Below are 18,116 nucleotides of genomic sequence, written 5' to 3'. Positions count from 1 at the left end.
AGGAGGGGATTATGGTGCTTTTGGCGGCAGACGGTTGCGCTGTTTTGGGGCGTTTTGCAGGAAATTTTCTCGCCACACCATGTTTAGCCAAATCGCGTAAGGCAAGCGGGCATAGTGTGGCGAGCGGGCTTGCTCCGCGTTGGGCTGCAAAGCAGACCCAAAACCAGACACCGCATTGTGCCAGACACAACACGGTGACCCGGATGGGGCCGCTTCGCAGCCCAACGCGGGGCAAGCCCGCTCGCCACACACCTACACGTTGCAGGCGCTAGGCGCGCGCCACGCGGCCCGAGACAAAATGGCCCACATCATTAAACCCCGGTGTGGACGAATGCCCCGGTGTCACCAGCGAATCAATAAAGGCCTCATCTTCAGCGCTGATCTTCACCACCAGCGCGCCGGTGTACGCGTCCCACTGCGCTTCGGTGCGCGGCCCGACAATTGCCGAACTCACGGCCGCGTTGTTCAGCACCCAGGCAATCGCAAACTCGACCATGCCGACGCCGCGCCCTTGGGTGTACTGCTGAATCTGTTGGGCGATGCGCAGTGACTCCACGCGCCATTCGGTTTCCAGGATGCGCTTGTCCTGACGCGCTGCACGGCTGCCAGCTTGGGGCGTGACGTCGGGTGCGTACTTGCCGCTGAGCACGCCGCGCGCCAGCGGGCTGTAAGGCACCACGCCCAGGCCGTAGGCGGCTGCGGCGGTGAGCTGCTCGACCTCGGCCTGGCGATTGACGATGTTGTACAGCGGTTGGCTGATGATCGGCTGGTCCACGCCCAAACGCTCGGCCACGCGCATCACTTCGGCGATGCGCCAGCCCCGGTAGTTGGACAGGCCCCAATAGCGAATCTTGCCCTGGCGGATCAAATCGCCAATCGCCGACACCGTGACTTCCAGCGGCGTGTCATGGTCTTCGCGGTGCAGGTAATAGATGTCCAGGTAGTCGGTGTCCAGGCGCGTCAAGCTGGCTTCCAGCGCGTTGAAAATGCGCTTGCGGCTCAACCCTCTGCGATTCGGCACGCCGTCGGCCGGGCCGATGCCGACCTTGGACGCCACCACCCAGTCCTGGCGATGACGAACGATGGCCTCGCCGACGATTTCTTCGGAACGCCCGCCGGTGTAGACGTCGGCGGTGTCGATAAAATTGATGCCCTGGTCCCAGGCCTTGTCGATGATGCGCAGCGAGTCTTCGGTGTTGGTCTGTTCGCCAAACATCATGGTGCCCAGTGTCAGTGCGCTGACCTTCAACCCGGACTGGCCCAATGTGCGGTAAATCATGCAAAGCTCCTCATGGCAGGGAAACGTGAACCCTGCAATACCAGACTCGAGGGCGCTGAAACAAGCCCGGCGCGCGTTTCTTCATGCATTGAGCAAGGCCTGACAGCGTGTCTGCAGAAATCGGTGCAGCACTTTCACCCGTTCCGACACTTGCAGGCGGTGCGGGCACATCAGGTTGAACGGCGTGGGTTCGCCTTGCCAGTCGGGCAACAGCGGCACCAGGCGCCCGGCCTTGATATCACTGGCGATGTCCAGGTTGGCCTTGTAGGCAATGCCATGGCCGGCCAGGGCCCAGCGCCGCACAATTTCGCCGTCGTCGCTGAGGTAATCGCCCGTCACCTCGACTTCCTGCAGCAGTGCGCCCTGGCGAAAGTACCAGGTGTTGTTGGCCTGCCCACGGCGCATGTAGCGCAGCGTGCTGTGCTGCGCCAGGTCTGCCGGCGTGCGCGGTGTGCCATGGCGTGCGAGGTAGTCGGGGCTGGCACAGGGAATGCGGTGGTGGCCAGGCACCACCGGCAGCGCGACCAGGCTGGAGTCGCGTGGCACGCCAAAGCGCAGGGCAATGTCGACGGTGTCGCGGAATAAGTCGGCGTTGCTGTCGTTGAGCAACAACTGCAAGCGGATGTTCGGGTGTTCGAGCTTGAATTCGTCCAGCCAGCCCAGCAGCACATTGCGGCCAAAATCCGAGGGCGCCGCCAATTGCAATAAACCGCTGAGGCTCTGGCCTTGCTGCTTGATCGCCTGCTCACCTTCCGACAAAGCTTCCAGGGCGACCCGAACGCTGTCCAGGTAGCGCCGACCTTCTTCGGTCAGGCGCATGCTGCGCGTGGAGCGGGCCAGCAGGCGGATGCCCAGCCGGGTTTCAAGGCGCTTGAGCGCAATGCTCGCCGCAGCCGGTGTGAGGTTGAGGCTGCGGGCAGCCGCTGACAGGCTGCCGGTGTCGGCGGTGCGCACGAACACTTCAAGGTCGAGGGTTGAGCTCATTTGTAAAAATCCTTTAAAGATCTTGTCGTTTTACCGGGATTTTTCGCTGATTGCCAAGCTGAGAAGATCAACGCTCACTTTCTTAGTCAGGTAGTTAACCCATGGCATCTTCCCTCAGCGGTAAAACCGTCATCGTCATCGGCGGCAGCAGCGGTATCGGCGCCGCCGTGGCCAAAGCGGCCACGGCGCGAGGCGCACAGGTGGTGCTGGCCGGGCGCCGGTTGACGTCCGGTGTCGACAACGGCGTACGCAGCGAGCCGGTGGATGTGACCGACACTGCGTCCTTGCAACGCTTGTTCGAGGCGGTGGGGCGCTTTGACCATATGGTCTACACCTCTGGGCCGTCGGTGCGCGCCAAACCCTTGCTCGACACCGACCTGGATGAGGCCCAGGACAATTTCGACGTGAAGCTCTGGGGCTCGCTGCGCGCGATTCAACAGGCGCTGCCATTTCTCGACGAGCACGGCAGCATCACGCTGACCTCTGGCCAACTGGGCCGTAAATTGGCGCCCGGTCAGTTCATCAAGACCGGCATCAACGCCGCGACCGAGGCGCTGGGTAAACAACTGGCGAAGGAACTGGCGCCACGGCGGGTCAATGTGATCAGCCCGGGCGTGATCGACACGCCTGCTTATGCAGGCTTGGCAGAAGAACAGCGCCAGGCGATGTTTGCCAAGACCGGTGGAGCGTTGCCGGTTGGGCGCGTGGGGCAGGCTGACGAAGTGGCGGCGGGGTACGTGCTGGCCATGGAGAATGGCTTCGTCACCGGCGCCGTGATTGACATTGACGGCGGTGGCCTGTTGTAAACCCGGCAACCAAAAGTGGGAGCGGGCTTGCTCGCGAAAGCAGTGCGTCAGTCACCGAATGTATCGACTGAACCACCGCATTCGCGAGCAAGCCCGCTCCCACATTGAACTGATTGCTGCCGGGCGCGCGTTATACCTTCAATGCGCGCGTCATGCGCAGCGCCAGCACACTGCCGGCAACGATCACCGCCGCCAGCAAGTACAACGCCACATCCGTGGACCCGGTGGCATCCTTCACAAACCCTACGATATACGGGCTGAGGAAGCCGGCCATCTGCCCCATGGAGTTGATCAGCGCCAAACCACCGGCCGCAGCGCCGGCACTGAGCATGGCGGTCGGTACCGGCCAGAACATCGGCAGGCCGGTGAGGGCGCCCATGGTGGCAATGGTCAGGCCAAGAATCGCAATCGCCGGGGTGGTGGCGAAATTCACGGCGATCACCAAACCGATAGCCCCCATCAACATCGGCACCACCAAATGCCAGCGACGCTCCTTGCGCAAGTCGGCGGAGCGGCCCACCAGCAACATGAACACCGCGGCCAGCAGGTACGGAATCGCGCTGAGCCAGCCAATCACCAGGTTATCGCTGAAGCCCAGGCTCTTGATGATCGACGGCAGCCAGAAGTTGATCGCGTACACGCCGCTCTGGATGCAGAAGTAGATCAGGCCGAACGCCCAAATGGCCGGGTTCTTGAACACCTCGCCGAGCGAATCTGTGGTGGTTTTCGGCTTGTTCGCCAGATCCGTTGCCTGGTCGGCCTCCAGCACTGCACGCTCATGCGGCGTAAGCCACTTGGCATTGGCAAAGCTGTCGCTGAGCAGGAAATAGGCGAGCGCGCCCAGAATCACCGTCGGGATGCCTTGCAACACAAACATCCACTGCCAGCCGGCCAGGCCACCCTGGCCGGCGGCAAAGTGGTTGAGGATCCAGCCGGAAAACGGGCTGCCGAGCAGGCCGGACACCGGGATTGCCGACATGAACAACGCCATGATCCGCCCACGGCGGAAGGTCGGGAACCACTGCGAGAGGTACAGCACCACGCCTGGGAAGAACCCGGCTTCAGCGGCACCGGTCAACAGGCGCAGGCCATAGAAGTGTGTCGGCGTGGTCACGAACAGCAAGCATGTGGAGAGCGTGCCCCACACGATCATCATCAGCGCAATCCAGCGCCGCGGGCCGAACTTGGTCAGCGCCAGGTTGCTCGGCACGCCGCACAGTACGTAACCGATAAAGAAAATCCCGGCCCCCAGGCCGTACACCGTTTCACTGAATTTCAACGCATCGAGCATCTGCAACTTGGCAAAACCAACGTTTACCCGGTCAAGGTAATTAAACAGGTAGCAGATGAAAATGAAGGGGATCAGGCGCAGGGTAATGCGCTTGTAGATGGCGTTTTTATCGTCATCGGTGGCCAGTGTGGCAGCGGCGCTCTGTGACATGTCAGTCTCTCTTTATTATGATTTTTCGCGATGCGAAGGTAACGTTGATCGCCCAATGAGTCTCGGCCACCTTGCGGGGTGCTGTCTTTGTGCTTGCGCACAGTCAAGCACGCTTTGCGCTGTGCCTATGACCAACTCGCTTTTTTCAGGAATTTAGCCCCATGTTCGAGCTGGATCATGACCTGGCGCAGGATATCGTCAATCGCACCATGGCGATCCTGCCCTACAACGTCAACGTCATGGACAGCCAGGGCCTGATTCTGGGCAGCGGCGAGCCGGAGCGCATCAATACCCGCCATGAGGGCGCGCAGCTGGTGCTGGCCAACGGCCGGGTCGTCGAGATCGACGGCCAGACTGCCAAGCACCTCAAGGGCGTGCAGCCGGGCATCAACCTGCCCTTGATGCACGACCAACGCCTGATCGGCGTGCTGGGCATTACCGGTGAACCCGAGCTGTTGCGCACCTACGCCGAACTGGTGCGCATGACCGCCGAGATGTTGGTCAGCCACCGTCATCAGCAAGCCGAGCAGCAATGGCGACGCCAGCGGTGCGATGACCTGCTCGCGTTATTGCTGGCTGAACGCGGTGAATCGCCGCGCCTGGTGGACGAGGCCCAGCAACTGGGGCTCAAGCCGCACATGCCGCGCACGCCGTACCTGTTTGAGCTGGGCGTGGGTCAGTCGGCCGAAGCGCTGAGCGCGTGGCTGACCAGCCGTTACCCGGACAGTTGGTGTGTCAGCTCTGCGCAATTCTCTCTGTTGTGGTGCCGGCCGGCGGCGGTGCAGGTGGACAACCCTCGGCTGCTGGAAAAACTCCAGGGCCTGGGCTGGAACATCCTGCGGGTTGCCGTCGGTGGGCAAGCCGATGGCCTGGCGGGCTTGCGCCGGTGTTATCGCCGGGTCGGCGATCTGCTGGCCTACGGTCGTGACATCTTGCCCCACTCGCGTTTGTTGACGCTCAACCGCTATCGCCTGCCGGTGATGCTCTGGCGCCACCGCAACGACGATGCGCTGGATGAACTGCTGAACCCGTTGCGCAAAGTCCTGGCCAAGGACACCAATGGCCAACTGCTTGCCACGCTGCGCAGTTGGTGCGACCACGACGGCCAGAGCCAGGCCTGCGCCGACGCGCTGGGCATCCACCGCAACAGCTTGCGCTACCGCATGGAACGCATTGCCGAGCTCAGCGGCGTCGACCCGTTGACCCTCGACGGCATGCTGGCCCTGTACCTTGGCGTACAGCTTTTGCCCCAGGCTTTGTCGGAATGAACAACAAACCTGCGCCACACTTGTGCATCGGACCGGCGTCATTGCCGCAGCCAACTGGCAGCATGGGCGTCATAAAAACCGGAGAACGCCCATGAAAATCATCATCGCCCCCGACTCGTTCAAGGACAGCTTGAGCGCCGAAGGCGTCGCCCAGGCCATCGCCGAAGGCTTGGCCGAGGTCTGGCCGCAGGCACATCTGGTGCAGTGCCCGATGGCGGACGGTGGCGAGGGCACGGTGGATTCGGTGCTTGCCGCCTGCAATGGCGAGTTGCGCAGCCAGACGGTTCGAGGCCCCTTGGGCGCGTCGGTTGAGGCTCGCTGGGGCTGGTTGGCCGACAGCCATACCGCGATTATCGAAATGGCCGAAGCCAGTGGTTTGCAACTGCTGCCGCCGGGCAAGCGCGATGCCTGTTCGAGCAGCACTTACGGCACGGGCGAACTGATCCGTGCAGCCTTGGACGCCGGTGCCCAGCGCATCATTCTGGCGATTGGCGGCAGTGCGACCAACGATGCCGGTGCTGGGGCGATGCAGGCGCTGGGTGTGCAACTGTTCGATGCGCAAGATCAGGCACTTGCCCCGGGAGGCCTGGCGCTGGCGCGGCTTGCGCGGATCAGCCTTGAGCAACTGGACCCACGTTTGGCTCAGGTGCGTTTTGACATTGCTGCCGATGTGAACAACCCGCTGTGTGGCCCGCACGGCGCGTCTGCCATTTTCGGCCCGCAAAAAGGTGCCAGCGCGCAGCAGGTCGAACAACTGGACGCAGCCCTTGGTCACTTTGCCGATCACTGCACCAAGGTCCTGCCCAAAGACGTGCGCGATGAACCCGGCAGCGGCGCCGCCGGTGGCTTGGGTTTTGCCGCCAAAGCGTTTCTTGGTGCGCAATTTCGCGCGGGTGTAGAGGTGGTGGCCGAACTGGTTGGTTTGGACGCAGCGGTGCAGGGGGCTGATCTGGTGGTCACCGGCGAAGGCCGTTTCGACGCCCAGACCCTGCGCGGCAAAACCCCTTTCGGCGTGGCGCGCATCGCCCAGCAGCACAACGTGCCCGTCATCGTGATTGCCGGCACCCTGGGCGAGGGCTACGAGCACATGTACAGCCACGGCGTGAACGCCGCATTCGCCTTGCCGTCCGGGCCGATGAGCCTCGAACAGGCGTGCAGCGACGCGCCGCGCCTGCTGCGCGAGCGTGCGGCAGATATTGCGCGACTGTGGCGCACCGCGACCGGGCGCTGACGCAACGCCGTGAACGTGGGACAATCCGCGCCGTTTTTCGACACGGAGAGTCCCCATGCTGCGCACCGCATTCCTGGCCCTGCTGCTGACTGGCATCAGCGCCCCGGCCCTCGCTCAACCCGCGACTGAAACCGTCCCGCTGCTGCGGGAAATCAAGAATTGGGTCATCGGCTGCGACAACCTGCGCAATTGTCACGCCCTCAGCGCGCCCAGTGGCGTTGATGAGCAAGACGACAGTTCCCTGACCTTGCATATCTGGCATCAGGCCGGCCCCGAAGGGTACCTGCGGTTGCGCGTTGATCATCGCGGTGAGGCGCTGGACCTTTCGACCCTGCAATTGGATGGAAAGCCCCTGGGTCAGGCACTGACGCGCAGCCTGGAGGTGCAGTTGGACGATCAGCGTGTTGATCCCCAAATGCAGTCTTACGGCGTGATCGAGGACGCGCCGGCGCGGCTCTGGCTGCAGCGCTTGCGCAACGGCCAGCGTTTGCAGTTACCTGGCGATGACACCGCGCATGTGTCCCTGAGCGGGCTAAGTGCCTCGCTGTTGTTGATGGACGCGGTGCAAGGGCGGGTGGATAACGTCACCGCACTCGCGCGGCCTGGCAAGGGCGCGGCCAGTGAAGTGCCGGCACGCTTGTCGCCACCGGTGCTGCGCCCGTTCACGTCGGCGCCAGCGCTCAACCACCAGGAACAGGCCGCACTGGCCGCCGCAGCGGTGAAGGCGATCAACAGCACCGACACCGCGATGAAACCCGAGGCCGAAGTCGGCGCCCTGAGCGAGGCTCAAGCCCTGACAGTGGTGCGCTATGACTGCGCGGCCTACACCTGCGAGTACGAAGTCAGCAGCCGCGAGCGCAAGGCGCCGTACTCCGAGACTACCTTGAGCATTCAACCGTTACCCTTGGACGGCGCTGCCCTGCAAGGGTCGGTGGGCTACGACCCAACCACCGGCACCCTGAGCTATTTCTACAAATTGCGTGGCGTGGGTGATTGCGGTGAGGGCGGCGTCTGGGTGTTCGACGGCAAGGCTTTCCAGCTGCGCGAGTTGCATCAGATGCCGCGCTGCAATGGGGTGGGTTACGGCGATTGGCCGTCGCTGTGGACGACAGTGCCAGCACCCTAGCCAGCCTGCGGGCTTGGCCTCTACACTGGGCGGCCACTTGTTTTTCCAAGGAAGAAACGCAATGCACACACCTGAATCCCCTATCGTGATCCAGCGCTTCACCGAGGCCCACCTTGAAGGCGTCGCTGCGCTCTACAACGAACCGGCTGTGTGCCGTCAGGTGCTGCAAATGCCTTTCCAATCGGTGCAGGCTTGGCGTAACAAACTGGCGCTGGATGACGAGCGGCGGCTGCAGCTGGTGGCGATGCATGCAGGGGAAGTGATCGGCCAGCTTGGCCTGGAGCAAACCCTGCGGGTGCGCCGCAGCCATGTCGGTTCGTTCGGTATGGGCGTCGCCACCGCCTGGCAAGGCAAGGGCGTCGGCTCCAGGCTGTTGGCGGCCGCGCTGGACGTGGCCGACAACTGGATGAACTTGCGCCGCGTCGAACTGACGGTGTACGCCGACAACGAAGCAGCGCATAACCTCTATCGCAAGTTCGGCTTCGAGGTCGAAGGCCGGATGCGCGATTACGCCCTGCGTGACGGCGTCTTCGTCGACACCCTGAGCATGGCGCGCCTGCGTCAGTCGGCTTAACCCTCCAGCGCAAACGCCACCGCAGCCTGCGCATGCAGCTCGGTGGTGTCCAGCAACGGCAGGTTGCTGTGCTGCGGTTTGATCAGCAGACCGATTTCCGTACAGCCCAGAATGATCGCCTGGGCGCCACGTGCGGCCAGCGACTCGATCACCCGCTGATAGACCTGGCGCGAGGCGGCGCTGATCACGCCGACACACAACTCCTCATAGATGATTCGGTGCACGGCCTGGCGCTCGTCTGCGTCGGGCACCAACACGGTCAAGCCCTGGGCGGTCAGGCGCGAGGTGAGAAAGTCCTGCTCCATGGTGAATGCCGTGCCCAGCAAACCGACCGTCAGCGTACCGGCCGCTACCGCAGCGGCACCGGCCGCATCGGCGATATGCAGGAACGGAATCGACACGGCCGCCTCGATACGCGGCGCCACCCGATGCATGGTGTTGGTACACAGCACTACGCAGTCCGCACCGCCGGCCTGCAAGCGGCGCGCCGCATCCTCGAGGATCAGCGCGGCGTCATCCCAACGGCCGGCATGCTGGGCCTGTTCGACCGGGCCGAAATCCACGCTGTACATCAACAGTTGCGCCGAGCGCAGCGGGCCCAGCTGGTCACGCACGCGCTGGTTGATAATGCGGTAATACTCGGCGCTGGACTCCCAGCTCATGCCGCCGATAAGGCCGATGGTGCGCATGCGATGCTCCTGACAGGGGATGTCGACTCACCTTACCCATCGGCTGCGCATTAGTCATACGCAGTTGTCGGCCAAATGACCGGTGCAGTTTTAAGCCGCACGCTGAACCGCCGCATCTGCCATGATCACCGTTCGCAACCTGGCCCACCCAAGGAAATCCGCAATGGACGATGTACAGCAATTGGGCGAGATGCTTCGTCATTACGCCGACAGCGAAGCGCACAAAAAACAGCAATTCGACCTGCAGTCCGCGCGCTGGGCACAAAAGCTCGGTGAGTTGTTCGGGCAGATCGAGCAATGGCTGGAACCCGTCAAGACCACTGGCCTGCTGGAAGTCCATCGTGAGGCCTATGTCGCCAGTGGCCCGAGCCTGCCGATTGAAACGTCGACCTTCAAAACCGAGAAACTGACGGTGCACATCACCGGCAAGACGGTGGAGTTCGTGCCGGACGTGATGGGGGCGGGCGGCTCGATTGCCGTGTCGGTGATGGGCTTGACCGCCGCCCGGCACGGCAGCGTATCGCTGGTGCTGCCGGCTGATAAAAACGACTGGCTGTGGAAAAAAACCAACGGCCTGAAGGACCCGGACACGTTTGCCTTCGACGCTAATTTCCTGGCGTCGCAGTTGCAGAGCCTGATCCCGCGCGATCGCGCTTGAGTGGGCTCGCTCAGCGCCGGGTGCCCCGGCGCAATCCTGCCCAAACGCGCTTGCAGTACAGCCCGTTGCTCAGTTGAGCTGACGCTGGTAGGCCAGCCGTGTGTCTCGGTCAACGCACGCGTGCCTGGCGCTTGTACGCGCCAACGGCAGCCAGGGCCGCCACCAGTGTCAGGCCGGCGACGGGCCCGAACCGAGCGCTGATGGCAATGCTCATGGCCGCACCCGGAATCAGGTCGCGCACCGGCAATAATGGCAGGCGGGTGGGGCTCAACCAGCGCGGCAGTTTCGCACCAAGACGTTCATCCAGCACGCGCAGCCCATGCGCCAACGGGCGCCACACCTGCCAGGCCAGTGCGCCAACGGCCATGTAGGCCATCGACCAGGCCAATGCGTCGCCCGCAGCGTCCACTAACGCGCCCGCTTGCCAGGGCGACTGGAACAGCGCTCCGACGAGGCAGCCCAGCACAATCGCGTGCAACAGCGGCAAGGTGTCGAAGGCGGTTTCCCAGTCCTGCCAGAAATACGGCGTGCCGCCTGGCAGGGCCCGTGCCACGTCGGGATGGTCGGCTTTGAGGGTCGCGGCCAGGGTTCGGCACGCGTCCCAGTCTTGTTCACTCAGGCGCTGGGCGAATGCACGCCGCTGGCCCAGAGACATCGGCGCCAGCAATAAGCGCGCGGCGCGTTGCTGTGGGGTGTTGGGTGCTGTGGCCGCCAACGCGTGCTGGTGGGCCATGAATACCGGGCCTTGCTGACGCCGCATCAAGTGTTGCCATTGGTCTGCGGGGCAGGCGTGTTTGCTGCCCTGCCATCGCTGGCCGGTGCGCACGGCCTCAAACACGGCGGGAGACCAGAACTGGCTTTCGGTCAACAGCGTTGCCAGCATGTGGTGAACCCACTGGGCATGCGCGGGTTGCTGGAGCCAGGGCTGATCAACGCGCGCGGCATAAGCCGCGAGAAAAGCCGCTTCGTCACGCTCGGCCATGGCCAAGGCCAGCGTGTGTTGCAAAGCCTGCTTGCGTTGGTTGACCAAAGCTTCGATCAGCTCTTGCGGCAACTCCAGGCGTTGCCAGGCGGTGAGCCACTGGAAGGTGTCAAACGCCCAACGCCGATCATCTTCGCTGAGGTCCTCGTCGCAGAGGCAGCGTTTAAGCAGCGCCACTTCAAATTCCAGCCCGGCACCCGCGGCCATCGCCAGCCTGTAGTGCGCTTGCAAGGTCTCAGCGGCCAAGGCCGTCGGCACGGTTACCACTGCCAGCTCGGCGCTGTCGTCTTCCTGCGCCCATTGTTGCCAACTCAACGCGTGTTCGTACGCTTCACGCAGGCGTTGAAAGCCTTGCGGATCATCATCCGGTCGGGTTTTCTTCAGCAGGGTGGCGTATTGGCGTTTGATCGTGCGGCTATCGGCATTCGGGGATAGGCCGAGGACATCCCAGCAAGTCATGTGCGGTACAACTCCATAAATAACGCGCGCACCTTACCCGGTTTCGTGTCCGCTGAACCAGTGGGAGTGAGGGAGGGCACGGTCTTGCTGGAGTGCCTGGTGCAAGCGCTTGGAAGACCCGGAAGGTACGTGCCCGGTCGCAAACCGGGGGCGAACGGGCACGTTGCTGTTAGCCGAGGATTATTTGAGCGGCGTCAGCGGTGGCAATTTCCATTGGCCGTTACTCGCTTCAGGCTTGGGCAGGTAGATGCGCAGCACTGCGTAAAACGGGCCGGGCGGTGCCGGTAGCCAGTTGTTCTGTTCGGCTTTCGGTGGCTCGTGGTGCTGCAACGCCAGGGTCAGGCCGCCGTCGGCGTCCAGTTTGAGGTTGGGCAACATCCGCGAATTGATTAGGTAGCGCTTCTTGAGGTTGGGCGCCAGCAGCTTGGTCTTGGCGTCGTACATGGTCAGCGACCAGAACGCTTCGGCGGGCGGCAGTTGGTCCTTGTCAAAGTGCACGGTGTAGCTGTGACGTGCGCCATTGGCCGGTTTGCCTTCGCTGTCGACGAAGTAGCTCAGGTAAATGGCCTCATCGGGGGAGTTGCCGAAAATTCCCAGGTCCGCACCGGCGTAGCGGTACAGGTAGTTGTTTTTCAAGCGGTCGCGGCTGCCGAACAGGTCGCCGCTGGTCACTTGGTGGGTGTCGATTTTGTCTTTTTTGAAGGCGGCGAATTCTGCTCGGCCGTCGGCAATCCCGTCTTCCAGGGCTTTGCGCTGTTCTGCGGTCAAGTCCTTGACCTTGAACGGCGCACCCGGGGCGATGCCGATCTTGGCGAAGCGCGCCAGCAGGTCTTTTTCGCTGTCCTGAGGGGCCGCGAAGGCCAACATGAAATTCAGGTAACGAAACAGCTGCGGGCCTTCGGTCATTGTGGCCATCGGCTTGGGCCATTCAATCTTCGGCACCGCAGCCGGCGCAGGCTGTTTCACGTAGCTGCTCAGGGGCTGCACTTTGTAGCCGCTCTGGATCTGCTTGACCCTGTTCAAGTCCTTTTCATCAAACAGCTGCGTGCGGTACAGGGCGTAGGCGATATTGCTTTCGCTGTACACCACGCGGTCCACGTCAACCGGCTGCTGACCTTTCCAGTCCGGGCCGGCGATCATGTAGTGGCCGCCGTTGTTGCCGGTGCTGCGGGTGCCCAGGTAGGCGATGTTCTGCGTATAGAGGTCGATCAACTGCACCGAGTAGTAACGGTTGTCTTCGATCTTGGGCAGGGTCAACACCAACGGCTCTTTGCGCAGGTCCATCCAGACGAAAGAGTAGGGCGTGTCCGAATTCGGTGTGGCGAACGCCGTGTCCTTGGGGGTGAACACCTGCGCGGTATTGCCGATATGGTTGAACGGCGCCTTGAAATTGGCCCCGCCTTTATCGACGGCCTGGGTGTAGAGCGTCTTGTACATTGCCACGACCGGGTAGCCATACAGGTAGGCTTCCTTGGCAATCGCCCGCGCTTCGGCGGGGGTTGCCGTGAAGTCAGCCCAGGCGCCGGTGCTCATGAATATCGAGAGGCTCGCCAACAGCAGGCGCGTCGGTTTTCCAATCATGTTGTTGCGTCCTTCCAGAGTTCTTTTGACTGACGGGAGTTGAAGGCGACGAGTTTCCAGTTTTATTTCCCGAACGTCACGTTAATCCCTGCAAACCAGGTCAACTGAGGCCAATCACCGCCTTGGCACGCCCCTGTCTGTTGCGGTTCGACACAGGTGTTGACGATGACGCGCTCGGGCCTTCACGGATGATATCGATTGAAGCTAGCAGCAAATCCCTGACGCGCGAGTGGCTCAGTCAAATGAGCGCTGGAGTGCCAAGGGAAGAAGAAATACGCTGAGGCCTCAAGGGCCGCCCGTATCAGGCGGCCTGAGGCCGATAAGGAACTAGGCGTGGGGCAGCATTGATTTGACTTTGTCGCGCAATTGATCGATCGAGAAGGGTTTGCCAATCACCTGCATGCCGGACGGCACATCAATGCTTTCGGCATAGCCGCTGGCGAACAGGATTGGCAGGTCAGGGCGTAGCTCACGCACCTTGGCGGCCAGTTGTTTACCGTCCATATCGGGCAGGCCAACATCGGTCATCATCAGGTCGATCACCTGAGCGGTGTTTTCGACCACCTTCAAAGCTTCTTCAGCGTCCGCCGCTTCGATCACTGTGAACTCCAATTCTTCGAGTACATCGACGATCAGCATGCGCACGATGGCGTCGTCTTCGACTACAAGTAGGGTGGAGGGGGTGGCGGACATAATCAAAATTCCCGAAAAAATGAAATGGGCAGGTCTTTAGCGGTTGAAAGACCATTCTCTAATGAGTCGCGTCAATCTCGGCAAGTTCCGTAGGTGCAGGCATTGTGAAGGGAATGGGCGCAAATGTCGCGTGCAAGTCCGTGGCACGGGGGATGACGTGATGCGTGAATGGCACCGTTCAACAGTGCCATTCATGCCAGTGAGTCACCTGCGGATCAGAGCGCGGTATTGAACAGTGCGAACGGGTTGTTGTAAGGAACCGTCGCCAGAAAGTCGAAGTCATTGAAGGTGCTGACGTCGTACTCCGGAATGCCGCGGTTAATGGCGACCGGTTGAAGCGTGCCGGCGCTCCAGCCGCTATTCAAGGTAGCGTCCAGACCCCGGCGCATTGAAGCTTCGTCCGGGAACTTCGCCAGGCCAAAGTTGGGATCAAAGAAAAACCATTCCTTCTGGTTGTTATTGACAATGACGCCCGCCAGAAGCCCGTGATTTTGGGTGCTGATCTTGAAGGTGGTTGATGTCTGTCTATTACTGAGGTCAGTAATAATGTCGGTGTACGCTAGCCGGGAAACCGGTTTGGTGCCGTGAAAGTTCACGCTAAGCACTTGGTGCATGCTGTTCAGTTGTCGGCGGAAACCAGCAATGGTGGGGTCGATGGAATTTAAGCTGGCTTTGAAGAAATTATCGATCAGTACACGCTCTTTACCATACTGAATAGCCAACGCCATGGTGTTGGCCAACGCAGCACATTCTCCTGATGAAGTAAGGTCGTTTGAAGCCAGGTAGAAGTTTTGCGGCATACCGGTGGCTTTACCGCCTGCCTTTGTTATTTCTTCGCTAAATATCCTGGCGTACTCAAGACTGTTTTTGGTCTGCAGATCTTCTATCAGTTTGGCCAGTGCGCCTGTCTCTTCGGGGGTTCGGCGGGGGAGGATGGCCAACTCTTTAAGGTCAAGCACGTTCATGGAGGGGTCGTAGCCGTCTATGGTTTGGCCCTTTGGGTTTGCGTAGCCACGGTTGTAACCAGCGATATCGTTAAGCTTGACGTCCTCTATGGTCCTCTTAAACGCTTCGCGAAGATTAGGGGTCCGGGGGGTTGGCGCCACCCACGTGGACAACCAGTTAAGAAAGTTGTGGTTTATCTCACCATTCCCAGCAACAGTGACGGGTTTGAAGTCGAGCAGCGGTTGCCCAAAGGGCTTCTGGCTGATGGGGTCAAGTGCATACCATTTATTGTTTTGCAGGGTCGCACCCACTTCCACCCTTTGCTCTAAAAACTTGTAGGTGCCCGTTGCTGTTATACCCTGACTTTTACTCGCGGCTTTAAGCAAGTCATAGCTGCCGGTAGCCCCTTTGAGTTTGTTAACGGCTTCAAGACTTTTGTTCAGTGCGTAACGTCCGCCTTTCAGCAGCAGTTTGCCTCCCTGCGCCGCCACATCACTCAAACCACTGAAAGGGTTAAGTAGGGAAATGGCTTCGGCGCCGATGATTCGGGTGCCCTTCAGTACCTTGGAACCTATGGACAGCGCTGAGCGACCGATCTTGATCAGCTTGCCTGCGACTGCAGCGCCGGCAGTGAGAAAGCCGAATATATCCATTGTGAGGTCTTGGGCTGCCTCACCGTAGTTGCCGCTATTGAAATTGACAATGGCTGATCTGAACGGGATCAGATTTAATAAAAATTCGTCAAGTGGCTTGGGACCGCCTTGTAACTCATCCAGGGTGGTTTGCCCGCGGGCTTCTTCTTTGATGCTGGGGTCATCAAGTTCGAGGTGCTCGACAAATGCGCTGGCAATCAGGTTGGATCGAATGCTGTTAAAGCTATCCATAGGTGCCGCCAGCACGCCACGTTCGGTGCCCAAGTCATGCACGTGGTGGTTGAACGTGATTTCCTTAGTCTCAGACACCAGGTTGGCTGCTCTCGACACCTTGGTTTTTGCCCGGCTCAGATTGATCTGTTTGATCGTGCTGTCATTTAAATTGATTTCGTAGGCTTGAGACTTACCATTCAGTTCGGTTCGGAGTAACAGCCCCGGTTGTTTTTGGTGCTCTGTGTTATTGGGTAAAAAACCCGTGCCCAGCCGATGTGAACTCTCTTCAAATACAGTGACTTTTCCAAACTCCAGGTTTTGTCTGTCTTCGAGTGGAAGCTGCGCGATCATGTGCCTGATCGTCGCGTTAATCCCGGTCTTTTTATTCCAGATGGCTTTGGTGAACTGCTCCTCGAAGGCTTTCTGCACACCCACTATCGGGGTGGCATTGAGCTGCTCCAATGGGATGCTGGGGTCGTCTGACTTGAAAGGTCGTGGATTGGGCATGTCCATCATGGCGATATCCAACATCGAATGTCGGCCGACCAGCCCAGTTTGGTCCGCGGTGCCTCGATAACTATCAGTACCCAGTACTTTCTTTTCGAATACCGGACCAAGATCCCCGAAGCGTTCCTTTAATTGGGCCAGCGCAATTTCTTTTCGTGTAGGGATTGCTTCGTAGAGCATTTTGGAACCGGAGAGTCGTTCTTCCAGTTGTTGGTTGAAGCTGGCTTTTATGCTGTCAAGTTGGGCCGGGGTGTAGTTGTCGTCAGCACTTTTTGCGATCACGCCGTTGGCGACAGCCCAATCGACCAGCGCGGTACTTTGGGCGTATTCACTAGCGGGTGATCGGCCTTTGGAGGCGTTGTACTCCAGCATGACCTCGGCGAACGTCATGTGCCTCACAGCGCCAGGTCGCTCGGCTTCTATAGTTGCCGCTGCAATCGACAGGAAAGCCCACGCCTGGCTGCCGACGGTCAGGTTCTCGGGAATATCTTTAATCAGAAACTGCGGTGCCGTATGGCCTAGCAACAGGTGAGTGGCGAGCTTAGCGGTATCTACCGTTGCTTTTTGGGTGGCGACAAGATGCTCGCTAAGGCTTTCAATGACCGAGGAGGGTGTATGACCCCAATGCTGTGAGTCCGCCAGGTCAAATTCGCCCACTACGTTGCGTTCGCGCGAAACAGAGGACTTGGGATCCATTCCAAGGTTGAGCGCGGTCAATAGATAGTCGTAGATACTGGTGTCCGAGGAGGCGCCTTTCATCTGCGTTTGCAGGGTTTCACCCAACGCCTGGGCCCTGGGGGTGTCGAGCAGTTTTTGCAGGGCCTTTTCTGGGTCCTGCAGATCGCTCGCCGTCAATGCACTGCCTCTGATCAAGTAACCGAGCGTCGCCTGGCTGTCAGGAGACAATGCCCCGCCTGGCGCACCGGGCTCGGCGCTGTAGAGGAAATCCAACATTTTTTGTTGATCGGCTTGCGACATCGGGATTGGCCAGGACAGTGCGCCACCCAGATTGCCCAGCGGGCTCAATAGCGACTGCTGCTCCAATGTGTTCGCCAACGCATTGAGCTCTTCCATGGTCCGCGGAAGAGCAATACCGAGGTCGTTCAGCGCTACTGCCAATGTTGGCGCCGGGCCTTGCGCCATGGCATATGACGACCCTACGAAAGGGACTAACCGTTCGTTGTTCAAACTGTATTCGATCTGGGCAGGGGTAGCAGGCTGGCCATCACCCTGGGTGGCCGCGTACCGGAGCTTGACGGCCAAATCGTAAAGGTCTGCCTTGTCTGCTATGAGGTGTTTTACCGTTTTGGTCTGTACCCTGGTGGCTGTGGCGCTGCTGTCCTGGGGCTTGGCGGCATAAAACGTTTCAGCACTTAGACGTTGATCTGCAAGGGCCTGCGCAGAGCGGGTCGTGGCAGGTCGCAACGGGTCGCCTGCAGAGATAGGGCGCAAGCGCTTGGTGGCGATCAGTATCTTAATTTCACGTTCTGTCTGAACCTCGTCATCGTCGATGCGCGGTTGGCCATAAAAATCGCCGACCACCGCCAGAGGCACCTTCAGGACGCCATCCTCGAACGACAGGTGCAACGGGGTTTCCGGCGTGGGCGTTATAACGCGCGCCGCTGCCAATATTGGCTCGGCGATAGCTTTCCAGCCCGGGGTGTCGCTCAGGGTAAATCTTCTGGCTACGCCATCGACCGTGGCATGCAACACGCCTGTGCTGGCAACGATGCTGACGGTGGCGGGATCGATGTGCTGCTGGCGCATCCACTCCTGTACAACCGGACGCTCAAGCTGGGTGTGATAGAGGGTCAACCACTGCCCCAACAGCGTGTTTTTTGGCACCTCGATCTTTTCATCGACGCCTTTCAACTTGTTTTGCAGGCCAGCGATATATTCGGCGAGCAGCGTGACGTCATCGTTCGCGGCGCCGTGCGCGGCGTTCAGCGCAGCCGGTATAGGCGCTTTGGCCATCGGCGCCAACTGTGGCCTGAAGGTTTGCTGTACTGCATTCGTGTTGGTCATCT

The 18,116-nt window shown here is 60.5% G+C and carries 14 protein-coding genes; 6 read left to right on the top strand and 8 right to left on the bottom strand.

Annotated elements, in window-relative coordinates:
- Positions 1–268 precede the first annotated feature (268 nt).
- Entirely contained in the window at positions 269–1,279 is a 1,011-nt protein-coding gene (locus tag ACP7B3_RS02240; RefSeq protein WP_426177579.1) for an aldo/keto reductase, read from the bottom strand.
- A gap of 81 nt (positions 1,280–1,360) precedes the next feature.
- Complete coding sequence (locus ACP7B3_RS02235) at positions 1,361–2,263, bottom strand: LysR family transcriptional regulator (protein WP_426177577.1); 903 nt, start codon at positions 2,261–2,263, stop codon at positions 1,361–1,363.
- Positions 2,264–2,364: 101 nt separating this feature from the next.
- Here ACP7B3_RS02235 and ACP7B3_RS02230 point away from each other — a divergent pair, with 101 nt between their 5' ends.
- The gene (locus ACP7B3_RS02230; protein ID WP_426177575.1) at positions 2,365–3,069 is read left to right on the top strand and encodes an SDR family oxidoreductase; all 705 of its coding nucleotides are present in this window, start codon (positions 2,365–2,367) and stop codon (positions 3,067–3,069) included.
- A gap of 130 nt (positions 3,070–3,199) precedes the next feature.
- Here the strand turns inward: ACP7B3_RS02230 and ACP7B3_RS02225 are convergent, their stop codons facing one another.
- Positions 3,200–4,510 carry an MFS transporter gene (locus ACP7B3_RS02225; protein WP_369302896.1) on the bottom strand — a complete coding sequence of 437 codons (1,311 nt, stop codon included), beginning with the start codon at positions 4,508–4,510 and terminating at the stop codon, positions 3,200–3,202.
- Between the two features lie 161 nt (positions 4,511–4,671).
- On the opposite strand from ACP7B3_RS02225, the gene ACP7B3_RS02220 reads away from it, so the two are divergent.
- From ACP7B3_RS02220 to ACP7B3_RS02205, 4 genes are all read left to right on the top strand, one after another.
- Positions 4,672–5,778: a sugar diacid recognition domain-containing protein gene (locus ACP7B3_RS02220; protein WP_145160854.1), complete on the top strand. Its 1,107-nt coding sequence runs from the start codon at positions 4,672–4,674 to the stop codon at positions 5,776–5,778.
- Positions 5,779–5,869: 91 nt separating this feature from the next.
- Positions 5,870–7,009: a glycerate kinase gene (locus ACP7B3_RS02215; RefSeq protein WP_426177573.1), complete on the top strand. Its 1,140-nt coding sequence runs from the start codon at positions 5,870–5,872 to the stop codon at positions 7,007–7,009.
- A gap of 55 nt (positions 7,010–7,064) precedes the next feature.
- Positions 7,065–8,135 (top strand): DUF1176 domain-containing protein, encoded by a 1,071-nt coding sequence (locus ACP7B3_RS02210; protein ID WP_426177571.1) that lies wholly within the window; start codon positions 7,065–7,067, stop codon positions 8,133–8,135.
- 61 nt (positions 8,136–8,196) lie between these two features.
- Positions 8,197–8,709: a GNAT family N-acetyltransferase gene (locus tag ACP7B3_RS02205; RefSeq protein WP_369302893.1), complete on the top strand. Its 513-nt coding sequence runs from the start codon at positions 8,197–8,199 to the stop codon at positions 8,707–8,709.
- On the opposite strand, the gene ACP7B3_RS02200 is transcribed toward ACP7B3_RS02205, so the two are convergent.
- Complete coding sequence (locus ACP7B3_RS02200; RefSeq protein ID WP_426177569.1) at positions 8,706–9,398, bottom strand: aspartate/glutamate racemase family protein; 693 nt, start codon at positions 9,396–9,398, stop codon at positions 8,706–8,708. The genes ACP7B3_RS02205 and ACP7B3_RS02200 overlap by 4 nt on opposite strands.
- Before the next feature lie 163 nt (positions 9,399–9,561).
- Between ACP7B3_RS02200 and ACP7B3_RS02195 the strand changes: the two genes are divergently transcribed.
- Positions 9,562–10,056: a hypothetical protein gene (locus ACP7B3_RS02195; RefSeq protein ID WP_426177567.1), complete on the top strand. Its 495-nt coding sequence runs from the start codon at positions 9,562–9,564 to the stop codon at positions 10,054–10,056.
- A 109-nt stretch (positions 10,057–10,165) separates the two neighbouring features.
- On the opposite strand, the gene ACP7B3_RS02190 is transcribed toward ACP7B3_RS02195, so the two are convergent.
- The 4 genes from ACP7B3_RS02190 to ACP7B3_RS02175 all read right to left on the bottom strand — a co-directional run bounded on the left by ACP7B3_RS02190 (position 10,166) and on the right by ACP7B3_RS02175 (position 18,114).
- On the bottom strand, positions 10,166–11,497 hold the full coding sequence (locus ACP7B3_RS02190; protein ID WP_426177565.1) for a J domain-containing protein: 1,332 nt from the start codon (positions 11,495–11,497) through the stop codon (positions 10,166–10,168).
- A gap of 180 nt (positions 11,498–11,677) precedes the next feature.
- Positions 11,678–13,078, bottom strand: coding sequence for a DUF1254 domain-containing protein (locus ACP7B3_RS02185; protein WP_426177563.1), 1,401 nt, complete (start codon positions 13,076–13,078; stop codon positions 11,678–11,680).
- A 327-nt stretch (positions 13,079–13,405) separates the two neighbouring features.
- Positions 13,406–13,771 (bottom strand): response regulator, encoded by a 366-nt coding sequence (locus ACP7B3_RS02180; RefSeq protein ID WP_145160837.1) that lies wholly within the window; start codon positions 13,769–13,771, stop codon positions 13,406–13,408.
- 215 nt (positions 13,772–13,986) lie between these two features.
- Positions 13,987–18,114 carry a hypothetical protein gene (locus ACP7B3_RS02175; RefSeq protein ID WP_426177561.1) on the bottom strand — a complete coding sequence of 1,376 codons (4,128 nt, stop codon included), beginning with the start codon at positions 18,112–18,114 and terminating at the stop codon, positions 13,987–13,989.
- Between the last annotated feature and the right edge of the window lie 2 nt (positions 18,115–18,116).

It is taken from the genome of Pseudomonas sp. TWRC1-2, from assembly GCF_049896685.1.
Classification (GTDB): Bacteria; Pseudomonadota; Gammaproteobacteria; order Pseudomonadales; family Pseudomonadaceae; genus Aquipseudomonas.
This window is presented reverse-complemented; position numbering and strand designations above follow the sequence as displayed.